General features: G+C 57.9%; 1 protein-coding gene. It reads left to right on the top strand.

The window, feature by feature from the left end; all coding sequences use genetic code 11:
* The first annotated feature begins 230 nt into the window (after window positions 1-230).
* Window positions 231-19,952: an Ig-like domain-containing protein gene (locus SH410x_RS04535; RefSeq protein ID WP_473675019.1), complete on the top strand. Its 19,722-nt coding sequence runs from the start codon at window positions 231-233 to the stop codon at window positions 19,950-19,952.
* Window positions 19,953-20,053 lie beyond the last annotated feature (101 nt).

Here is a 20,053-nt window from a genome sequence, read left to right as displayed (position 1 = left end):
CAAAAATTTGCGACCCTGGATGCTGCAACTATACTCGGCACCATGTGTGCAGCGGCAACTGGAGCTTGAAATGTGGGAGTGCCTCCCGCCATAAGCTCCATTGCGGTGTGCAGACAGCCCCTTTCAGAACTTCGAGATCCACAACAAGTGCAACGGTTTTCCGGTGGTGTGAGCATTTTCCTGCTTGCTGCCGCCGTTCCGCCGTCCGCTCTGCCAAGAAGGTTCGGTCTATGACCTCGCGTCAGCGAAACTCATCGTCTTCCCCCGTCTCATCCGCTCCCTCCTCATCGTCGGAGCGTTCTGAACGCTCGCAGCGTCGTGAGCGTGATGGCAAACGCCGTGGTGCTTCGCGTCTGACGCGGCGTCAACACTTGCTCGAAACGCTCGAGCCCCGGCAGTTGCTAGCCGGGCCTCAGTTGATCGGCATCCAGCCCAACGAGGGGGAACTGATCGACAATGGCGATGTGCGGCAGGTCGCCCCACGCGTGCTGACGTTCCGGTTCGACCAAGATCAGCAGATCGATACCAACACGCTGGATGCTATCCAAATCACGCGTAGCGGTCGCGATGGTTCGTTCGGCACCGCCGACGACGTGGCTATCCAGCCCGGTCTGGTGACGCTGGGCGATCCCAACGAAAACGAAATTGTTGTACGGTTTGCCGACACACTGCCGGACGACAACTACCGCATCAACATCTACGGTTATGACGATCCCAATGCGACTCCACGAATCGTGGGTCTGCGTAATTTGCAGGGTGAGTTGATTCAGCCGTCGGTGCCGGGGACACGCACGGAAACGATCGACTTCCAACTCGATCTCGGGGCGTTGGTCGAATCGATCGTCCCGCAGCCGGTGGTTCGCAATGCAGACGGATCGCTGACGCAGAATCGTGACGAGGTGGTGGTTTACTTCAATGAAGACCCGTTGTTCACCGAGAATGGGCCGGACGGGCAGCCGACTGAGCGTTCCGCGGAGAACCCACGGTTCTATCAATTGCTGCTAACCCAGGAAACGGTCCGCACGACCGACGACATCTTCTATCAGCCGAAACAGGTGATCTACGATGCGAACACCTTCACGGCACGGTTGATCTTCGATACCGACATTAACAATTTGCCCGGTGTTCCGGTCGGTGGTGGTACGTTCCGATTGCGGATTGGTACCGCGGTCGATGCCAAGGCTGACTTAATCGTCCCGCCAACGGACTTCGTAACGGCACCGTCGGCAACCGTATCGCTCGGTTCGGACAACGCTTCGTTCGAATTCGTCTCACGCGCGGTCGGCGAAGATGCCTCCGGGCAACAGATTCGATTTGTCAATACCGGCACGAACGGGCTATCGGTGTCGCAGGACTCCACGGGCGTGATCGTGTTCAACTACGGCGGCAGCACGCCCGTTGTCAGCGATCTCGTCAATGTGATCGCGGGCGATGCGGTGATCAGCGGTATCATCTCAATTTCGGTCAACAGCAATTCCACCAATCTGCCGCTGCCGCAGAATCTGGTCGGTGCGTCCCCGATCACGCTGACAGGTCTGGGCGATACGCTGGGCACGTCACTGAATATCGGCACGTTCGGGCAATCCGGTGTGCTGACGAGCCTGGTGATTCGGGACTCAATTTCGCCGCAGGATCTCGCGATTCAATTGCCCGGTGGCGACGATGATCCCGGTCATCGATTGCTGATCGAGCATATCAACGCGGCATTTGGTCCTGACACGCAGGCGGGCATCACCGAGATCCCCTACAACTTCAAGGGCGTCTATTTCCAAAGCGGCTCGACGTCGTCGTTGAATCAGATCACACCGACACAGAAACAGCGTATTCGCGAAGTGCTGGAGCTGTGGAGCCACGAGATTGGCGTGCAGTTCACCGAAACGGCGAATCAGGGCATCACGTTTGCATTGGGTGAAACCAGCAGCGTATTGACCAACCCGTTCCTGCCTGCTTCTCAACGATTCACGTCGGTGCCTCAATTGCAAGCGTCGGTGCGTGTCGACCCCGCGATCAATGACAATGCCACTGCGGCGACGTCCAATGCATCGATTGTGTTCAGTAACCAAGCAAATTTCGGGCTGAATTACGGCGAAGACTTCACGCGCAAGGCTGCCGCTGGGGTGGGCTTCCTGCTGGGTTTGCTGGCCGCTCCCGACCAGGCACCTCAGGTGTTGATGTCGCTCAACGCGTTCAACGAGGAGGCATTGCTACGGCGTGCCAGCGACGGTGTGCTCGGTCCTCAGATCACCGCCCCCACAACGAATACCAACTCGCCCAACTATCAAGTCTTTGATGAGGACTTCCCGGAGTTCCGAGGGTTCCTCAACGATCCCATTGACCCCATCGTGTTGCCTAGCCAGGTTCCCACGACCGAGGGCTCGCTAGTCTACATGCCCGACAATATTGACGATTTCCAGTTGCCCAACTGGGAACCCGTGTTCCCGTCGAACGTCGATGTGCTGCACGGCCAATACGTCGCCCGTCCCGACAGTGTCGACGTCGACCTGTATCGGTTTGAAGTCAATTTGGACGACGCCGATCGCGTCGGTCAGCTCAGTGTGGAGACCTATGCTGAGCGTTTGGCGGACTCCAGTTCGCTCGACACCACCCTGACGTTATTTCAGGAAGTGCGAGCGAGTGCGACGACTGATTTGAAGATTGGTCCTACGCTGCTATTGAAATTCGATGCCGTGCAAGTTGGTGCGACCGGCAATGGATCGAGAATCGAGTTCATCGAGAGCGATCGCGGTGTGGGTGATGATGCGGTACGGGTGACACCGCTTGTCGACAACAACGGCAATGTGATCCCAAACGGCATCCTGGTTGACCTGCCTCGCCGCGGCCGATTCATCACGAGTGTTCCGGTCAGCGATGTGATCGCGGCGATTCAGGGCGATGCTCTGGCGAGCAGCCTGTTCAATGTCAGCCTTGTTAAGGGCTCGTCGACGACCGACATCAGCGGCCAGGACCTACGGACCAGTCCAGTCGTGTTGTCCGGTGGCGGAGTGCAGCAACTCAGCCGCAACGACGATTACTTTAGTGAAGATTCGTTCCTCAATGCGTCGCTCGGTGCGGGCGTGTATTACATCGGCGTCGCGGCGAGCGGCAATGACACGTACGACCCGATGATCAAGGACAGCGGCTTCGGTGGCTTGACGCAAGGCGACTACGAGTTGCGGATCAAGTTTGAACCGCAGGTCGATGAAGTCGACGTGATTCGAGATCAAGATGGTTCTCGCGCGGGCGTCCCTGGCACGCCGCTCGATGGTGACGGCGACGGCACCCCTCGTGGTGTGAACAACTTCTGGTTCCAGACTCGCCCCGAACAGCGAACGCTGAACTTCACCCTTGCTGGCCAAGCGATCACACCGCGGCAGACCATCATGATCACCGGTAGCAACGGTGATTCTCGCACCTATGAATTCATTCCTATCGGCGGTGGTTCGCCACTTCCGGGCAACATTGCTGTTTCCTATAGCAACACTGCCGGCAACGATTCGCCAGCGGGTAACTTAGCCGAGTTACTTGCGACAGCGATCAATGGCCGTCAAGACGCCACCAAGGTGACGGCAACGGTCAGTGGCGACAGCCTCACGCTCGATGGCGAACAGGCGATCAAGTTTTCGAATAATTTCCGCGGCGTGGAAACGTTCGGGCGGATGATCTTCGTCGACAAACTCGCCGCTACCAATGCCGATGGCAGCCTCGATGCGCCGTTTAACAACATCAATAATCCCGCCGTGGCCAACGCCTTTGGTGCGACGCAGCGGGGCGACATTGTCCGGATTGTCGGTAACGGCGGTTCGGACCAAGACGTGACCACGGAAGTCGATAATTTTGCCTATGAGTTTGGACTCAGCGAAATCGGTGGCAGCGTCCTCGAGGATGGCCGGGACATGGAGATCCCAGCGGGCGTGACAACGATGATCGATGCCGCAGCCATCTTCAAGATGCGTTCGGCGCGGATCAGCGTCGGCAGCAGCAGCTCGTTGATCGACCGCAGTGGTGGCGCGCTGCAGGTACTCGGGACGCCTCGATTGGTTGACTTCAATGCGACCGATCCCACCGAGATGATTCTCGGCGATAGCAACGACGCGGGACTTGGCTACGACGACGGCAGCGTCATTTTCACGAGCACACGTGATCGTCAAGCCGACAAGTCCGGTGCAGGCACCTCCCCCGCAGCAAAACCTGGCGACTGGGGTGGATTGGTATTCCGCCGTGACGTCGATCAAGCCCAAGGGCGCCGCGACTTGGAAGATGAAGGCATCTTCCTCCAATCGGTCAATCATGCCGAGATTCGCTACGGTGGTGCCAGCGACATTCGCGTCGACTCGGTGCAACAGACGATCAATCCGATCGAACTGATCAATTTGCGACCCAGCATTTCCTTTAGTGAAATCTCGCTCAGTAGCAGCGCGGCGATCAGTGCCGCCCCGGATAGTTTCCGAGAGACGACCTTCGGCACGCCTGCGTTCCAACAGGCGGGTGCGTTCACGCCGGATTACAGCCGCATCGGCCCCGACATTAAGAACAACGTGTTGACGGGCAACAGTATCAACGGGCTGTTCATCCGCACGATTGTTACGCCGAACTCGCCACCGACGCAGCTCACTGCTGCTGCGCGCTTTGACGACATCAGCATTGTCCATTACATCGCTGAAAATCTCGTCATCGCGGGCACCCCCGGCGGTTCCATTAACGACGGCATTCGACCGTCGCTGGCCCAGGCATCCGCACAGGTATTGACCGGCGGCAGCTTGCCCGCAGGCACCCAGACGGTGGCCTACCTGATGACCTATGTTGACGCCAATGGATTCGAATCGGCGCCGACAAACGTGTCGGGGTCGCTCCGTCAGTCCGCTGCAAGTGGGCAATCGCTCACCGGCGCGAGCATCCAGCTAGCGGGATTGCCGCGGATTCCGATTGGAACGGATTACGTATCACGACGGCTCTATCGAGCAGAGTTTACCACAGCGGCCGATGCCGATGACGTCAGCAAGAGTCTCAATGGTTATCGCCTGATCGCTGACCTCGACGGTTCCCGCTCGACGTACACCGATACCGGCTCGGCTTCCGAAGGCATTTTGGATCTGTCGCACGTTGGACGTCGCGGTCGGCTCGATGCCTCCCTCGTCGTGGATCCAGGCATGGTGGTCAAGCTGACGGGGGCCCGCATCGAATTGGGCCACGGGGCCCAACTGCTCGCCGAAGGCACCTTGGCGCGTCCGGTCGTCTTCACCAGCACCCAAGATGATCGATACGGTGCCGGGGGTACTTTTGACACCAATAATGATGTGGGCACGATCACGGGCTCGCAAGCAGCCGAGCGCGGCGATTGGTCGGGCATCTACGCCGGGCCCAACGCCAACGTTAGCTTGGATCATGCCATCGTCGCCTACGGCGGGGGCATCAGCTTAGTCGAAGGTGGCGAGAGCCACGGTTTCGCACCGTTGGAATTGCAACAGGCCAATGGGCGTGTGGTGAATTCTCGTTTTGAGTTCAATGAAAGTGGCCAGGACGGATCGGGCAGCCCCGGACGTGGCGGCCGACTCGCCTCCGACGCATCCGTCATTTTCGTGCGCGGCAGTCAACCGGTCATCGTGGCCAATGATTTTGTCGATAACCGCGGGGCAACGATCGCGATTGATGTCGATTCCATGACCGCCGACTATCTGCGTGATACCGGTCGCCAAACCGGCGTTGTTGATACGTTCTCGCATCTCGACGACAACCAAGGTCCGTTGATTCGCGAGAACCGGTTCGAGGTCGTGCCCGCCGACGACGATGCCGACAAACAGATCAGCGGTTTGGTGATTCGCGGTGGCGAGTTGCTCACCGAATCGGTTTGGGACGATACCGACATTGTGCACGTGCTCAGCGAGAGCGTGATCGTCGGCAACATGCAGAGTTCGGGCGGATTACGGCTACAGAGCCGCGCCAACGAATCTCTCGTGGTGAAACTGATGGGCGGCGGTACGCCGAACAGCCCCACACTCGGGACCGGATTCACCGCCACGGGCGAAACGAGCGATAGCGCTCAGCGTATCGGCGGGACCGTGCAAATTGTTGGTCTGCCAGGCGCGCCCGTCGTTTTGACGAGCTTTAAAGATGACACGGTCGGCGCAGGAATCGGCGTCGACGGAACGCAGTTCACCGATACCAACGGTGATTCCTATGGGTCGCGTCCGGAATCGAACGATTGGCGGAGCGTGCTGCTGGACCAATACAGCAATGACCGCAATGTTGATTTTGTGCTCGAGCAAGAACTTGCTACTGACGTGGCACCGGGCCGCAACGGCACCGTGCAGCAGGCTCAGGTCTTGGGCGACTTGGCAAATGACTTGAACACGGGTGATGAGAATCGTCGCCTCGGTTTCGAAGTCAGCGGCTATCTCTCCGAGCCAACCGACGTTGACACGTATAGCTTTGTCGGTAGCGCCGGCTCGAGTGTCTGGGTGGACGTCGACGACACGACATTCGGTTTGGATACGGTTGTCGAAGTGCTCGATTCCAATGGCGTTGTGTTGGCGCGCAGCGATAACTCCAATGCCGGTGACACGGTAGCGACGGATCCGTCCGTGGATGGACTTGTCGGTCCACTGCAGTCACGCGACGACAGCTACACCGACTTCGATGTGTTTGGCAACTATCTCGACATTGGCAGCGTCAATCCACGTGATGCCGGTCTCCACGTTGTCTTGCCAGGCGACGCCAGTGGCGTCGAGAGTCGCAGCGTGTACTACGTGCGCGTCCGCAGCGCGTCGAACAATCCAGACGATCCGAATGCGGGCGGCAGTCGCGGCAACTACAAATTCCAAGTCCGGCTGCAAGAAGCACAGGAGTATCCTGGCAGTGTGGTGCGGTTCGCCGATATCCGCTATGCCAACCAGGGCATCCATGTCCGCGGCCTGCCCGGGGAATCACCGCTATTGGGTGAAGCCGGCGAGAACGAACAGACTAACGAAAACGGGTTCACCGTAGCCAGCAACGACACCTTGCAGCTGGTTCCCTTGGGAGAAGACGACAGTGCCCCGCAGAACCGTCCCCAGAACGTTGGGAATTTGCTCGAGGGCAAGAACCCCGTCATCAGTGTGGCCGGTTCGCTGAGCAGCAGTAACGACATCGACTTCTTCCAAATCGACCTCGATGCATCCGTCACAACCACCGGCCAGCTGAAGAACTACCTATCGACGGTGTTTGACATTGATTACGCCTCCGGTCTGACACGTCCGGACACCAACATCAGTGTGTATTACGATTCCGACGGTGAATTCGGCCCCGCCCAACCCCAGCTCGTCTTGTTCGGTGCCGACAGCAACGTCGCCGAGGATCAAACGAGTCCCTTCGGTGATGGCGACAATTTAGCCGAACGCCTTGACCGCGGATCGATCTCGACCGCCGATCCTCTGATCGGTCCGGTTTCGTTGCCCGAGGGCTCTTACTACGTGGCTGTTTCGGCGGCCACGCAAGTTCCCGACGAGTTGTTCAACAACGACGTACGACGTGAACCGATCAACTCAGTACAACGATTATTCGAAGATCGCATCGACACTTATGTGCCGACGGGTTCCGCATCCAACGATAGCGTTTTCGGTGGTCCGCGCTTTGATGAACTGTTTAACGACGTAGAGATTGTCGGCAGCGGCTTTACCAAATCGACGGAGCGGGGCGGTGAATTCGGTCACGGGGTCTACGGTAATTTCGATGACAGCAATGTCGCCCAAACCGGACGCGACCAAACGCTCTACAGCGAGACCCAAGGGTCCAGCTTCTTTGCAACGGCGCCATATACCTCCGTGCAAACGATCCCCGAAGGTGCCCAGAATCCGCTTGGGGCACTCGACCTCGGTTCATTGCCATTTTCGCTGGGCAATAACACGCAGATTGGTGGCCAGTTCGATTACACCGCCAACACGATCCCGCACGTGACGATTGAAGGCGGGATGGGTGGCGATATCTCGGACTTCTATCAGTTGGTCGTTACGAACAACAACACACGTGTCATTCTCGATGTCGACGAGGGCTACAACCCCTTCCAAGGCGAAGATGTTGATAATCCGAACGACCAAGAACCCGGTGAAGGTTACTCACGGGACTTCGACAGCGTTGATGTGGATTTGGTGATCATTGATGCGACACCGCAGGTACTGACACCACCTGGCCGAATTTTAGATTCGCGTCCAAGTGAAGGACAACTCGGCAGTCTCGGCGCCGGTTTCGTCTTCAATACCGGGGATGTCATCGGTCGTAGTCGCGATCCATTCTTTGATGGATTTCTCGATGCGGGGGTTTATTTCATTGGTGTCGTTAATACGGATACCGATGTGGCGATCTCCAATGGCGTGGTGACGGTAACGAGCGCAGCTGCGGACATACCGATTTCAGGACGCTACCTGCTGCACGTTTCCGTTGAGGGGCAGCCCGTCGATACGGGCATCAGCACGAACGAAAGCTTGTTCCTTAACCGCAATAACGAGTCCACGGGCAACCTGCGCAGTGATCCATTCGATTTGACCGGTTACGTCGCTGAGGACTTGCCACGCCTCTATTTCAACTATCTGTGGGATAGCCCGACAGACGATGTCAGCCTGAAAATCACGAGCAATGAGAACCCAACGGGAATCACGCTTAGCAATTTGACAGACAGTCCTTTTGCGTTGAATCATCAGTTTGGCACCGACTTCCTCGGCGATGGCGAGTGGCATCAGCAGATTGTGGATCTCGGTGCGTTTGCGGGCGATACGGATGTCCGCTTTGAATTTGAATATGAGGGTGACGCGACTGCGTTAGCGGGCGTCGATGGATTGTTCCTGGATGACTTCATTGTCGGCTTCGCCGAGCGTGGTGAAACGGTATTCAACGCCATCCCGGGTGAGACCAGCTTCCAAAGCACCGGGTTCAATAGCGGGCCTGCCGGCGAGTATCAACTCGAAGCCCGCCGGGCGACCAGTTTCTCGACACCCACAGCGCTCGCTCAACAGCTGACGGCCTCGTTCGACACGAACGCTCGCCAGGCACAGGAAATCGCACTGATCGTCCCTGCGGGGTCACAGATTGCGGATGGTGACACGTTCGAACTGAGCGATGGAAAAATGACGCAGGTGTTCGAGTTCGACACCGATGGCGTCGCCGGATTTGGCAATCAACGGCTACCGTTCCTGCCCACTGATACGCCCGTTGAACTTGCGATGAGGCTGCGTACGGCGATCAATGAGTCCAACCAACTCGACGCCGAAGCCGCTTCGGCATCCGGGCTCGATACGGAAACGATGACGGGCAATCGCTTGAATCTCACCGGAATTGTCGCGGGCACGTTCCAACCGCTGCAGTCCTTCACCGACGCGCCGGCCACGTCCGATCCGCTGGGGTCCGAAATGACGGACAACAATGAGCGCCGGATTTTCATGCCGGCCGTGCTCTTTAACGGCACCGGCGATAGTAATTACAAACGCACCCAGGGCCAGGTGATCATTGAAAACAACACGATTAGTGATGTTCACGCGATCGGCATTTGGTCGGAACCGGGCGACCGCGGCACCGATCCCGAAGACATCCGCGCCAACCCAGACGGATCCTTCTTTGGCGGTGGATTCTTCGGTAACCAGGACGACGTGTATGGGCTCGATCGCACCGTCACCGATCCTCACCCCTTCTTGCAACTACCACCGGTGGGCAACCCTTCGCTGGGCGTGGCAAGGAACCTGCCAACACTCAATAACTCTGTCGAAGGTGGGTTGAGCACGGGCGTGGTGATACGCAACAACACAGTCGATCAGGCCGGCTTATCAGGCATCAAGATTGAGGGCGAGTCACGCCCCTTCGTCATCGATGCCAGCTTGTTCCAGAACATTGGCAATAATGGCGAGATCACTGATTTCCTCAGCAGCATCTCGCAGATCCCCGATGGTTATGCGATGGCCATCGACGCGGGCGGGACACGGGTCGTCTTTGAGTTCGAAGACGTCGCTGGCGCAGCGACGACCGCGGGCGGCAGTGGCGTGGTCGGCGGCAATGGTTGGACCGATGGTCACGTGCCGATCTACTACCGTCACCCGGCGGCCACGGGCGGCTACAACGACGTGCCACCGCGAGCCGGTGCCCGCGCATACGGTTACGACTCGTTCGAGTTGATGCTTTCGATCCAGCAAGCGATCCAGGGCAGTATTCTCGTGACCAACGACATGGCCGAACTCGTGACCGCGACGCTGGCACCGTCACCGTCCCAACGAAACGGGTTCTTCGAGGAATTCGCACGCACCCCCGAGGCTTTCCCAACCGTTGCGGTTTATGTGGAAGGGGTCAGCAATATCTACTTCACCTCCGCGTATGCACGCGGTGGCGGCTCGCGAATTTTTGTCGCAGAAGCCAACATTGCCGAAGCGCCACAACCCTTTGCACGCGTGATCAACAACACCGTGTACGGGGCCGATGGAATACAGTCGTCGTTCCCCGACGCGGCCGCTGCGGATGCCAACGACGTGTTATCCGAAGCCACCGTTACCTACGTCGGCAAGGATCACTCCGGGCCATACATTCAATCGGGCGCGATCGGTTACAATATCGCGCAAGGTTTAGCGGACCAAACGATCACATTCCGAACAGTCTTCGATGGCGCGAATGTGACCGACTCACGATCTGCCGTGGTCGGCGTGGGTACGGAATTCCCCAGTATCAATGATTTTGCTACCGACGGGGCCCCCGTCACGACGATCAACGCCGACATTGGCATCAGCAACTCAGCGATTGCGATCAACTACACCGAAGCCGGTGTTGTCGACGAGGGAGCCTTCAATGGGTACGTATTTGAAGGTGACTTCAGCGACCTAGAGCGGGTCAATGTCAGTGACGCGTCGACCGTGGGCGTCGATGTAACATTCACCGACACGCAATTACGGGTCAACCTTACCGGTGGCCAGACGATCAGTGCCAGCGACCAACTGTTCCTGAGCCTCGTCTTTCCCGAACTCACCCTGCCAGCGGCCTTGGCCGGAGTTGCTGACGAAAATGACGTCGACTTCTATAAAGCCGAACTGGGTGTGGGCGATCGACTGATCGTTGACATCGACACCGATGCCGGCGGTCCCGACACGATCATTCAGATCTTTGATCAGTTCGGTCAACGCCAGATCCTGAATGCGGGTGCAGCCAACGAGACCTTGATCGCCGACAACGGTGCAGCGCCAGGTTACCTCGACCCGCGGTCAACGGCCTTTGCCGATCCCGCCAGCAACCGACCGGGGACTGTCGGCGACGCGTTCAATGGCCGCGATGCCTTTGTCGACTTCACAGCGCTCAAGACCGGCACGTATTACATTGGTGTCAGCTCGGTGGGCAACGCCAACTACGACGCCAATAGCATCTCGGGTCGAACTGGGGGCACCACAACGGGCGAGTATGAAATCGGCATTGAGGTTTACGCGCCGCGTCAATTTGTGATGAGTCTCGACAACGAATCCGAATCTCAATCCAATCAGACGGGGACCAAAGCGGGTGCTCTCGTGGGGACGACCTTCACGATGACGCAGATTCCCGATTTCGCGGGTGACTGGCCAAACTTCCCCGTCAGCGGTGGTATTCCAAACACCGTCGGAAACAGTTTGACGTTTGAGTTCACCGACAGTGTCAGCAGCATCATTCTGGCCAATGGCAATTACAACATTCCACTGATTACGAACACGGCCGATGGCGGTTACCGGGTTCCGGACATCATGAGTGCGATCGCCAACGCGATTCAGGGACTCCAGGAACCGTTGTCAGGCCAGGACATTCCCGCACTCCCCAATTACGAAAACGGAAATGGTCCGGATGGACGTTCAGGGCCGATCTCGCGGGTGACCGCATTGGCACTCGGTGGCCAAGACGGCGACAACGCCGGGATTGTCAACCTGTCCGATCCGAGTCGCCGCGAGGGCATCACGCGGACGCTCTTCCCGCTGCACTACTTCGGGCAGAACGAAACCGATTTCCCCTTCGGTTTCGGCCACGATCGCCAGGAAGACTTGAATTCGACGATTCGTCCAGCCAACACGCTGACCGATGGATTCGCGACAACCGAGTTGTACGTGTTATTCAATAACGTAGCGGAAATTGAACTCAGCCCCGAGGCAACTGCTGCCGGGTTGAAATTGTCAACGAACGATTACCGGCTCCCCAACAACAACCGCGTGGATTTTGCCGAAAACAGTGACCAGCTAATTATCGAGAGTGGGATTTGGGTGACCGGAGGGGCCTCACCAACCTTGATGAACAACGTGCTGTCCAACCTGCACCAAAGCATTGCCGTCGACGAGACCAATTTCTTTGGATTCGGAAAACGGGTGCAGACCGCTGGCGATGATTACATCAAGCCACAGAACGTGATCGTCAACGGGAACGTGTTCCAACACGACGAGTCTCGCAATAGCGAAATTCGGTTTGATATCACTTGGCCGATTGACACCACCTCGCCGTTCGATGTGATCGACACATCACTCTCGACAGATGATGTCGTCGGTGCGACCAACGTGGCCTCACAATCCGGTGACTTTAACTTTTTCGTCGGCCCCAATGAACAGTTGCTCCAAGACGCTCAGGGCAACAATTTCTTGCCGGCGGCGGGTTCCAAGCTGATCGACAGTGCGACGAGCAGCTTGAACGAACGCAGTACGTTTTCGGCCGTGAAGTCTGCCGTCGGCTTGCCGGCGAGCAACATCCTGGCACCTGACCGAGACGTCAATGGTGTCTTGCGGGCGGACAATCCGAACTTCGCTACCCCTGGCGGTTCCGGACAGTCCGTGTTCAAGGATCGTGGTAGCTCTGAACTCGCCGATTTCATCGGCCCCGTTGCAGTCGCTCTGAATCCACGTGACAACGACGCGGCCGGACTCGACAGTGATCTCACGACGAGCTTCATCCAACGCGGATCGGGCACGTTGGGTGATTTCCGAATTCAATTGGTCGACACCGGCGATGCTTCCAACCCGTTCACCGGAGTTGGAGTCGACGACAGCACGTTGAAGGTTGCCGAGATTGCAGGTCTACGCAAATCGGGTGCGAACATCACGGTCTTTGAGAATGACCGATTGCTCACCGAAGGCATTGACTACACGTTCAGTTATGACGAAACGAGCAACACAATCACGTTGATTCCTTTGGCAGGCGTGTGGCGAGACGATCGTTCCTACCGTGTTGCGTTGAACAACCGTGACCGCAGTGTGGTGATCGCTCCCGACCCCAGCCAGGTTGCCGACGGCGACCAAATCCGAATCACTGATTCGGATGGTGGCACGGTGGTATTCGAGTTCGAATCGGGATACCAATTGCTCCTCCCCGAAGCCCCCACGCTGATCGTACCAAGTGTGGGTACGGATGCGGGCGGTCTACGCGACGGAGACATTTTCCAAATCTCCGATGGCACGAACGAACCGACGGTATTCGAGTTTGATGCCGATGGTGTGTTGCTGCCCGGTTCACGACGAATCTCCTTGCCGACGGAATCGTTGGTGGGTGACGAGGTCACATTGAAGGTTGGAAACGACAGCTTTGTTTTCCAGTATGTGAGCGAAGGGGGCACGGCCACTGGCGGTGCGATCCCGGTCACATTCAACCCGGTCGATGCGATCGAAGGCAGTATTTTTGAGCTATACCGGGTCATCCAAAACACCTTGACCAACAATGGCATCAACAATGTCTTTGTCGATGTCCCCGATGACGATCTGAGTAATCTGATCATCACCAGCGAAACCGGTGGTCCCACGATCTCGATCACCGGGAAGCCCGATTCGTTCGCCGCCGGAACGGCACCGTCTCCCGCGAGAGGTGTGTCACTGCGGTTGGACAGCCTCCCGGCGATCCCAACCCCGACGGATGCGGTGGGACGCAATGCTTATCTCAATCAAATTGCAGAGAGCATTCAAACGGCGATCACCCAGGAACGCCGCAAGGTCAATGAGACGGGTGAGCTGCCCGCGAGTCGCGCCGCCGCGTTCGATATCGAGGTGCAGGTTGATAGCAGCCGAGTGGTTCTGGGGGCTCCGTCTGGGTATGTCGTCGATACATCCGGCGGTGGACTGGATCAGGACTCTCGCACGCTTGCGTTCGAAGTTCCCGCGATTGGAACGGGCGCCAACGGTATCGCTGACGGCGATTCGTTCACGCTCGGCAATGGGAACATTCAGCGTGTGTTCGAATTCACGTTTGATGCTCAGCTGAGCAATAGCAGTGCGATTCCAATCGCCCTCGACACGAGCCTGGGTGATCTCAGCGGTGCGGACATCGCCGAACTGATCAACGTGGCCATCACCGATTCTGGCTTGGGCCTGACCCCGACAGTGGATGTTTCCACGGTCTACCTGGATCTTCCCTCCGCTGGATTTGCCAACGTTTCCGCTGGCCAATTGCGTTTGATCGGTCTGGCTCGTCCGCTGCTCGATGGTGACGCGATCCGCGTCAGCCGAGCCCCCGAGCCTCCATCGACAGCGATCGTCGTCAACAGCACGTATCCCGCGGGATTCGAGGTCGGCACCATCAACTCGCCGCTCGACGGGACGCTCTTCACGCTGGAACTGCGTGAAGGCGATGAGCTTCCAGAGCTGTATACGTTTGAGTTTGACACCAGCGACGTCGATCCTCCCGAAGTGATCGCAGGCAACATCGCCATCGATGTCACCGAGACGGTGATCAACGAGAACGGAACAACGAGCGAATACTACGTTTCCCGCGACGAACTCGCCCGCCGAATTTCGTCGGCGATCCAATTGCGTGGAATCAATGTCGATCCCGTCGCTCAGGATCAATTTGTATTCCTGACGATTCCCGCCGGCCAAACGGCGAGAATCATTACCGATTTCAACGGTGTCGCACTGACGGATTCAGCCGCGTTCGAAGAGCGGCAGACACTCGAGTTCGATCTCGTCACGGACGCCGATCCGAATGGCGATGGCGTGACCCCGGGCAATGTCAAGGTCCTCTACTCCTTGACGGATACCGCAACCCAGTTGGCCGACAAGGTCGCCTTGGCGTTGAACGTGCTCGCCGGTGATACCGACGGCGACGGCAGCGTCGATAGCAGTCCGGTGATCCCCGGATTGCTGCCCGGCAGCGACACGGTGGCTCCCGGCCAAGTTGCCGTGAGCGTTGACGTCAACAATCCGCTCACACTGAGCGTCTCACCCAGCAGCTCCCTTGAGGTGCGTGGGGAACCCGGCGTCAGCGGCAGCAGCACGGTTCAGGTCTTTGGTCCATTGCTGTTGACGATGCCCGTTCTGGGCGGCAATAGCATTACCAACGGCAGCGTCTTTATCATCACCGATCCGGAGGGCAATGATGTTGTCTTCCAGTTTGATATTGGTGGCGTGCCGCCGGTTGGCCAAAACATTCTCGGTGCGATTATCGTCCCGTACAGCACTGCCGACAGTGCGGACGTATTGGCGGCAAACTTAACCGCGGCGATCAATGCCTCGACGGTTGGGCTGCAAGCAACCGTGGTCAACGGATCTCAGATTTCACTGGGTCGCACCGATCGCAACCGCGTCAGCAACACCGGACTGCCGGGTGTGAGCGGAACGCCCGCCATTGGTATCGTCCGTGGGATTGTCGGCGATGGCGAAATCCTTCGTATCCGGCAAGGCGACGTGTCCGTTTCCTACGAGTTCGATTCCGTCGACAACGGTGGCGGCGTGCAACCGGGTAATGTTCAGGTTTCCTTCCAACCGACGAGCACCCCCGGCGACATCGCTGAAAGCTTGGCTGCGGCCATTCGCAACAACACCGGTGGTCTGCGATTCACTCCTGCCGAAGACGGCACGGTCTATCCGATCGCCGAACGCGATGAAAATGGCATTCCAACCGGTGCGGTGATCCTCAACGATTTACCTGGCACCCAGGTTGATACCTCGGCTGCCCCCACCCTCAACGTCATCGGCGTTCCCGGCGGGGCGATTCCCATTACGATCTCGCCACTGTTCAATGCCGAAGCGGTCAAGCAGGTGTTGTTGCGTCAGCTCAACAGTGTCAACAAGCCTGGTGAGTTACCAACGACGACGTTGTCCGCCGAAGATCGTGGCGGTAACACGCTGTTCGTTGAAAACGCCTCGATCATTTCGGGACCCGTCGACAACTATTACTTGCCGGCAATCAAGGACTCGGTCGGCAATCCATTGCAACCCAATCGCAATGATCGCACGACGCAGTTCACGATCAATCTGTCGGATATTGCCTTGGATTATGGCGATGCCCCCGACCCGGTCGGCTCGGTTGCAGGTCGTTATCCCACGCTGCTCAAAGACAATGGGGCTCGACACATCATCGGGAACGGCCCAATGCTCGGCACGAGCGTGGACGCGGAACTCGATGGGCTCTCCGTACGAACTGCCGATGGCGACGATCTAACCATCGGCGTCAGTGGTGGCGGGGGCGTGTTCGCGACCACTCAGGATGCGGGTGTCGTTAGCATCGCCATCAATCCCAACGACATGGCGGATCTCACCCAGTTCGATGGTGAAACTTTCACGATCGATACCGGCATGGCGATCGCTACTTTTGAATTTGATACCGACGGAATTTTTGACGAAGACAACTACGCCGTTGCCGTCCCAGGCACGATGACCAAAGCTGCGATCGCCACTGCGATCGAAGCGGCGATTCAGCTGAGCCCGTTGAACCCCGCCAGTGTAACGACCGTCGACGGTCCCACCGCCGGTTCGGTCGTCGTTGAGGTCAGCGGCAATGACGAAGACGGAGTTACGTTCACCAGCGAGAGTAACCCGCAGGGCATCTTCAATCCCAACCTGACCACGTCGATCAATGTGGTCGTGACGGGCGCGGGAGTGCTCGAGGGTTGGATCGACTTCAATGCGGACGGTGACTGGGATGATCCAGGCGAATTGGTGATTTCACCCGATCTCGCGACGGATAGCAGCGTTGCGAACCCGGCTATCTTTGGTGATGGCACGACGAATCGTTCGTTCAGCATCACGATTCCTGACACCACGCCGAAATTGCCGGCGGGACAGTCCGCAGACACCTACGCTCGGTTCCGCATCTCGCGCACCGGCACCGGTTCACCGGTTGGATTGGCGTTGAGCGGCGAAGTGGAAGATTACCTCGTGCGTGTTGTCGGTGGCCAACCACCGGTCATCGGCATCCCCAACCCGCAGTACAATATCCCCGAGGGCGGATTCCTGCAGGCCAGCGATGACCTCGGCAGTGACACGTTCGACAACAACAATGGCTTGCTCGTCGGCGTGACAACCGTTACGCCCGGTGGCGTGCAGATCTACACCGATGATGTCGGCACTCGTGATCTGTATGGCGAATCCGGACAGTTTGCGGGTACGCTCACGGTGATGTCCAACGGCACGTTCACCTTCGCTGCCGACGATGACTTCGCCGGAAAAGTGGTCTTCGACGCTCGCGTGAGCGATGTTGTCCCAGGGGCTCCTGAGAATCAACTCGTCAGCACGCAGCGAGTCTCGGCCACGATCACGGTCACCCCCGTCAACGATCCACCGACATTACAGGTCGGTGTCAATGCGAGCGATGTGATCACGACACGGACGATCAACGAAGACAATGTGGTCAGTCAAGACGATCAAACGAGCCTCGGCCCGGTCGTCTTCGATGCCGTCGACCTGATCGATCCGTTCTACACCGCCGGCCCCGGCAGCGAACCGCAGGAGCAGGTGCTGTTCTTCCTGCGAGCCGGAACCGATACCACGGCGTTCCGGACGGCTCAGGGTGGGTCGCTGGCCATCGGTGCGGATGGTCGCACGATCCTGTACACGCCACCGGCGGACTACAACGGACTCACTCCTGATTCGTTCACCTACACGGTGGCCGATCGGTTGCTAAGCACGCTGCCCGGTTCCATCGTCAGCCAATCGGCAACCGTGAAAGGCCGCGTCGAAATCACGATCGATCCGATCAACGACAACCCTCGACTGAACAACGAGACCTATCAAACGTCCGAGCGAACCTCGGCCAGTGCTCCGGTTCTTACGATTCCGATCACGGGGTCGATTGTCGTCAACGGCCAAACGATCAATGGAATTCTCAGCAACGACACGGCCGGTCCTGCCGATGAAGTCGCCCCACCGCAGAACCAAACGATCAGTTTGGTGCCGAATCAATTCACGTCGATCGTCAACGGTGCGGTGGTGCAATACCGCCGTACCGAAGGTGGCGGCGGTCAAATTGCTCAGGTCGGCAACAACCTGATTTACACGCCTCGAGTGAATTTCAGCGGCATCGATCGGTTCAGCTACGTTGTGAGCGATTCGCTCGGTGCGACAGCCACCGCGACGGCGACGATCGTGGTGGGCAATATCAACAATCCGCCCGAGTTTGTTGGCGTGCGAGGAGAGGCCGGTCAAACGACCCTTGAATTCCAAGAACGCAAACAAGCCGACGAGACAGCTTCGTTTGACCTCACATCATGGTTCACCGATGCCGACGGGGATGTCCTGACATTCCCACAACCGGACGTTGGCAATAGCAGCCTGATTCAAGCAACGGTCAGCGGCAACATGTTGACGTTGAACTTCACGCCGTTTGGTTTCGGTTCGACGACACTGACGGTGAAAGCTGTCGATCCGTCAGGGTTGACGGTCAGTCAAGTGATCGATGTCAACGTGATCGGTACACCCGATGCACCGATCGTCGTGGGCAGTTTGCAACCCACCGAAATCGATGAAGACGGGGTGGCTTTGGCACGCTTGCGTCGACTGCAGGTTGATTCCGATGGGCTGTTCTTCGACCCCGATAACGACGCGTTGACCTATCGTGTCCGTCGACTGGGTTCGATCAATAACCCAACGGCGGCAGATTTCGCGGCCGATCCGCTGATTGATTCAATTCGATTCATCGGCGACACGTTGCAGATCAGCCCCAAAGCGGATCAATCGGGACAAGTGCAAATTGAGATCGAAGCCTTCGATGGCACCTTTGTCAATTCGTACTCGTTCGACTTCATCGTCAACGAAGTTCCCGATGCACCGCGTGGCAATGTTACTGGTGAAGATGCGTATTCGGTTCCCGTCGGTGGCAGCGTGCGGATCACCGATCCATCGCTCGGTCTGCTCCGCAACGATAACGACCCCGATCCCGGTTCGACAATTCGGATTGCTCCGGGGTCGTTGACTCAGCCCGCAGGTGGCACGGGTACCGTCGATCTACTCGGTCGCGAAGACGGTGCGTTTTCGTTTACCGCGAGCACGGATCTGAATAACCAACCGGTGCCTGGCCAAACGGATCAGTTCACCTATCGATTGATCGACGACACCGGACGGCTCAGCAATCCCATTCCGGTAACGATCACGTTCAATCAATCGATCTATCAGAATCCGGTGGATTCATACGACGTGACGGGTGACGGATTTGTCAGTGCGATCGATGCACTGCGAATCTTGAACCTGATTAATTCGCGAGCGGACACTTCGTCACCATTTAGTGTGTCCGAACTGACCACCTCGCCGCCGGATTACTACGATGTCAATGGCGACGGTTTCATCACGACCGTCGACGTGTTGCAGGTGATCAACGAGCTCAACGAGCGTGACACCAGCGGTGTCAACGGATCAGGTGAGCCGATCTCGTCACCGGCGGAGTTGTCGACGGTGAGCTTGGCGAGTGCGGGCAGCGACGGGTCGCTCGGTGTGCAAGGTTCGTTTGCATCGACTCAGGCCTTTGCGAGCGTCTCGACGGCGAACTTGGGCTCGGCCAACCTGGTACCGCGATCGAACGATCGAATCGGCCACCCGGTGGTTTCCACGATCGAGGATTCGTCGAACCCGCTCGACGATATTTTGACGGGTGGCATCGAGCTCCAAACCGGAGGAGAAGCCAGTGCACAGCGGGCAGTGGACATGCTGGCCACGGGATTGGGATCGTCACCATCCGACGACTCGGCATCGGCTAGCCAAGCGTTCGATTCGGCCCTGCTGGATCTTTTTTCAGACGAATCTGAGAGTGACTAGACTGGATACGCCCACCACGCCGGGCGGGCAGCAGGTAACTTAGATTGCCTGTGCCCGCCCAATCATTACCTACCCACCGATTTTATTCTTTCAAGGCTTCG

Source organism: Rhodopirellula sp. SH410, assembly GCF_055811895.1.
The sequence above is the reverse complement of the archived record's forward strand: the minus strand, read 5'-3'. Positions and strand labels throughout refer to the sequence as shown.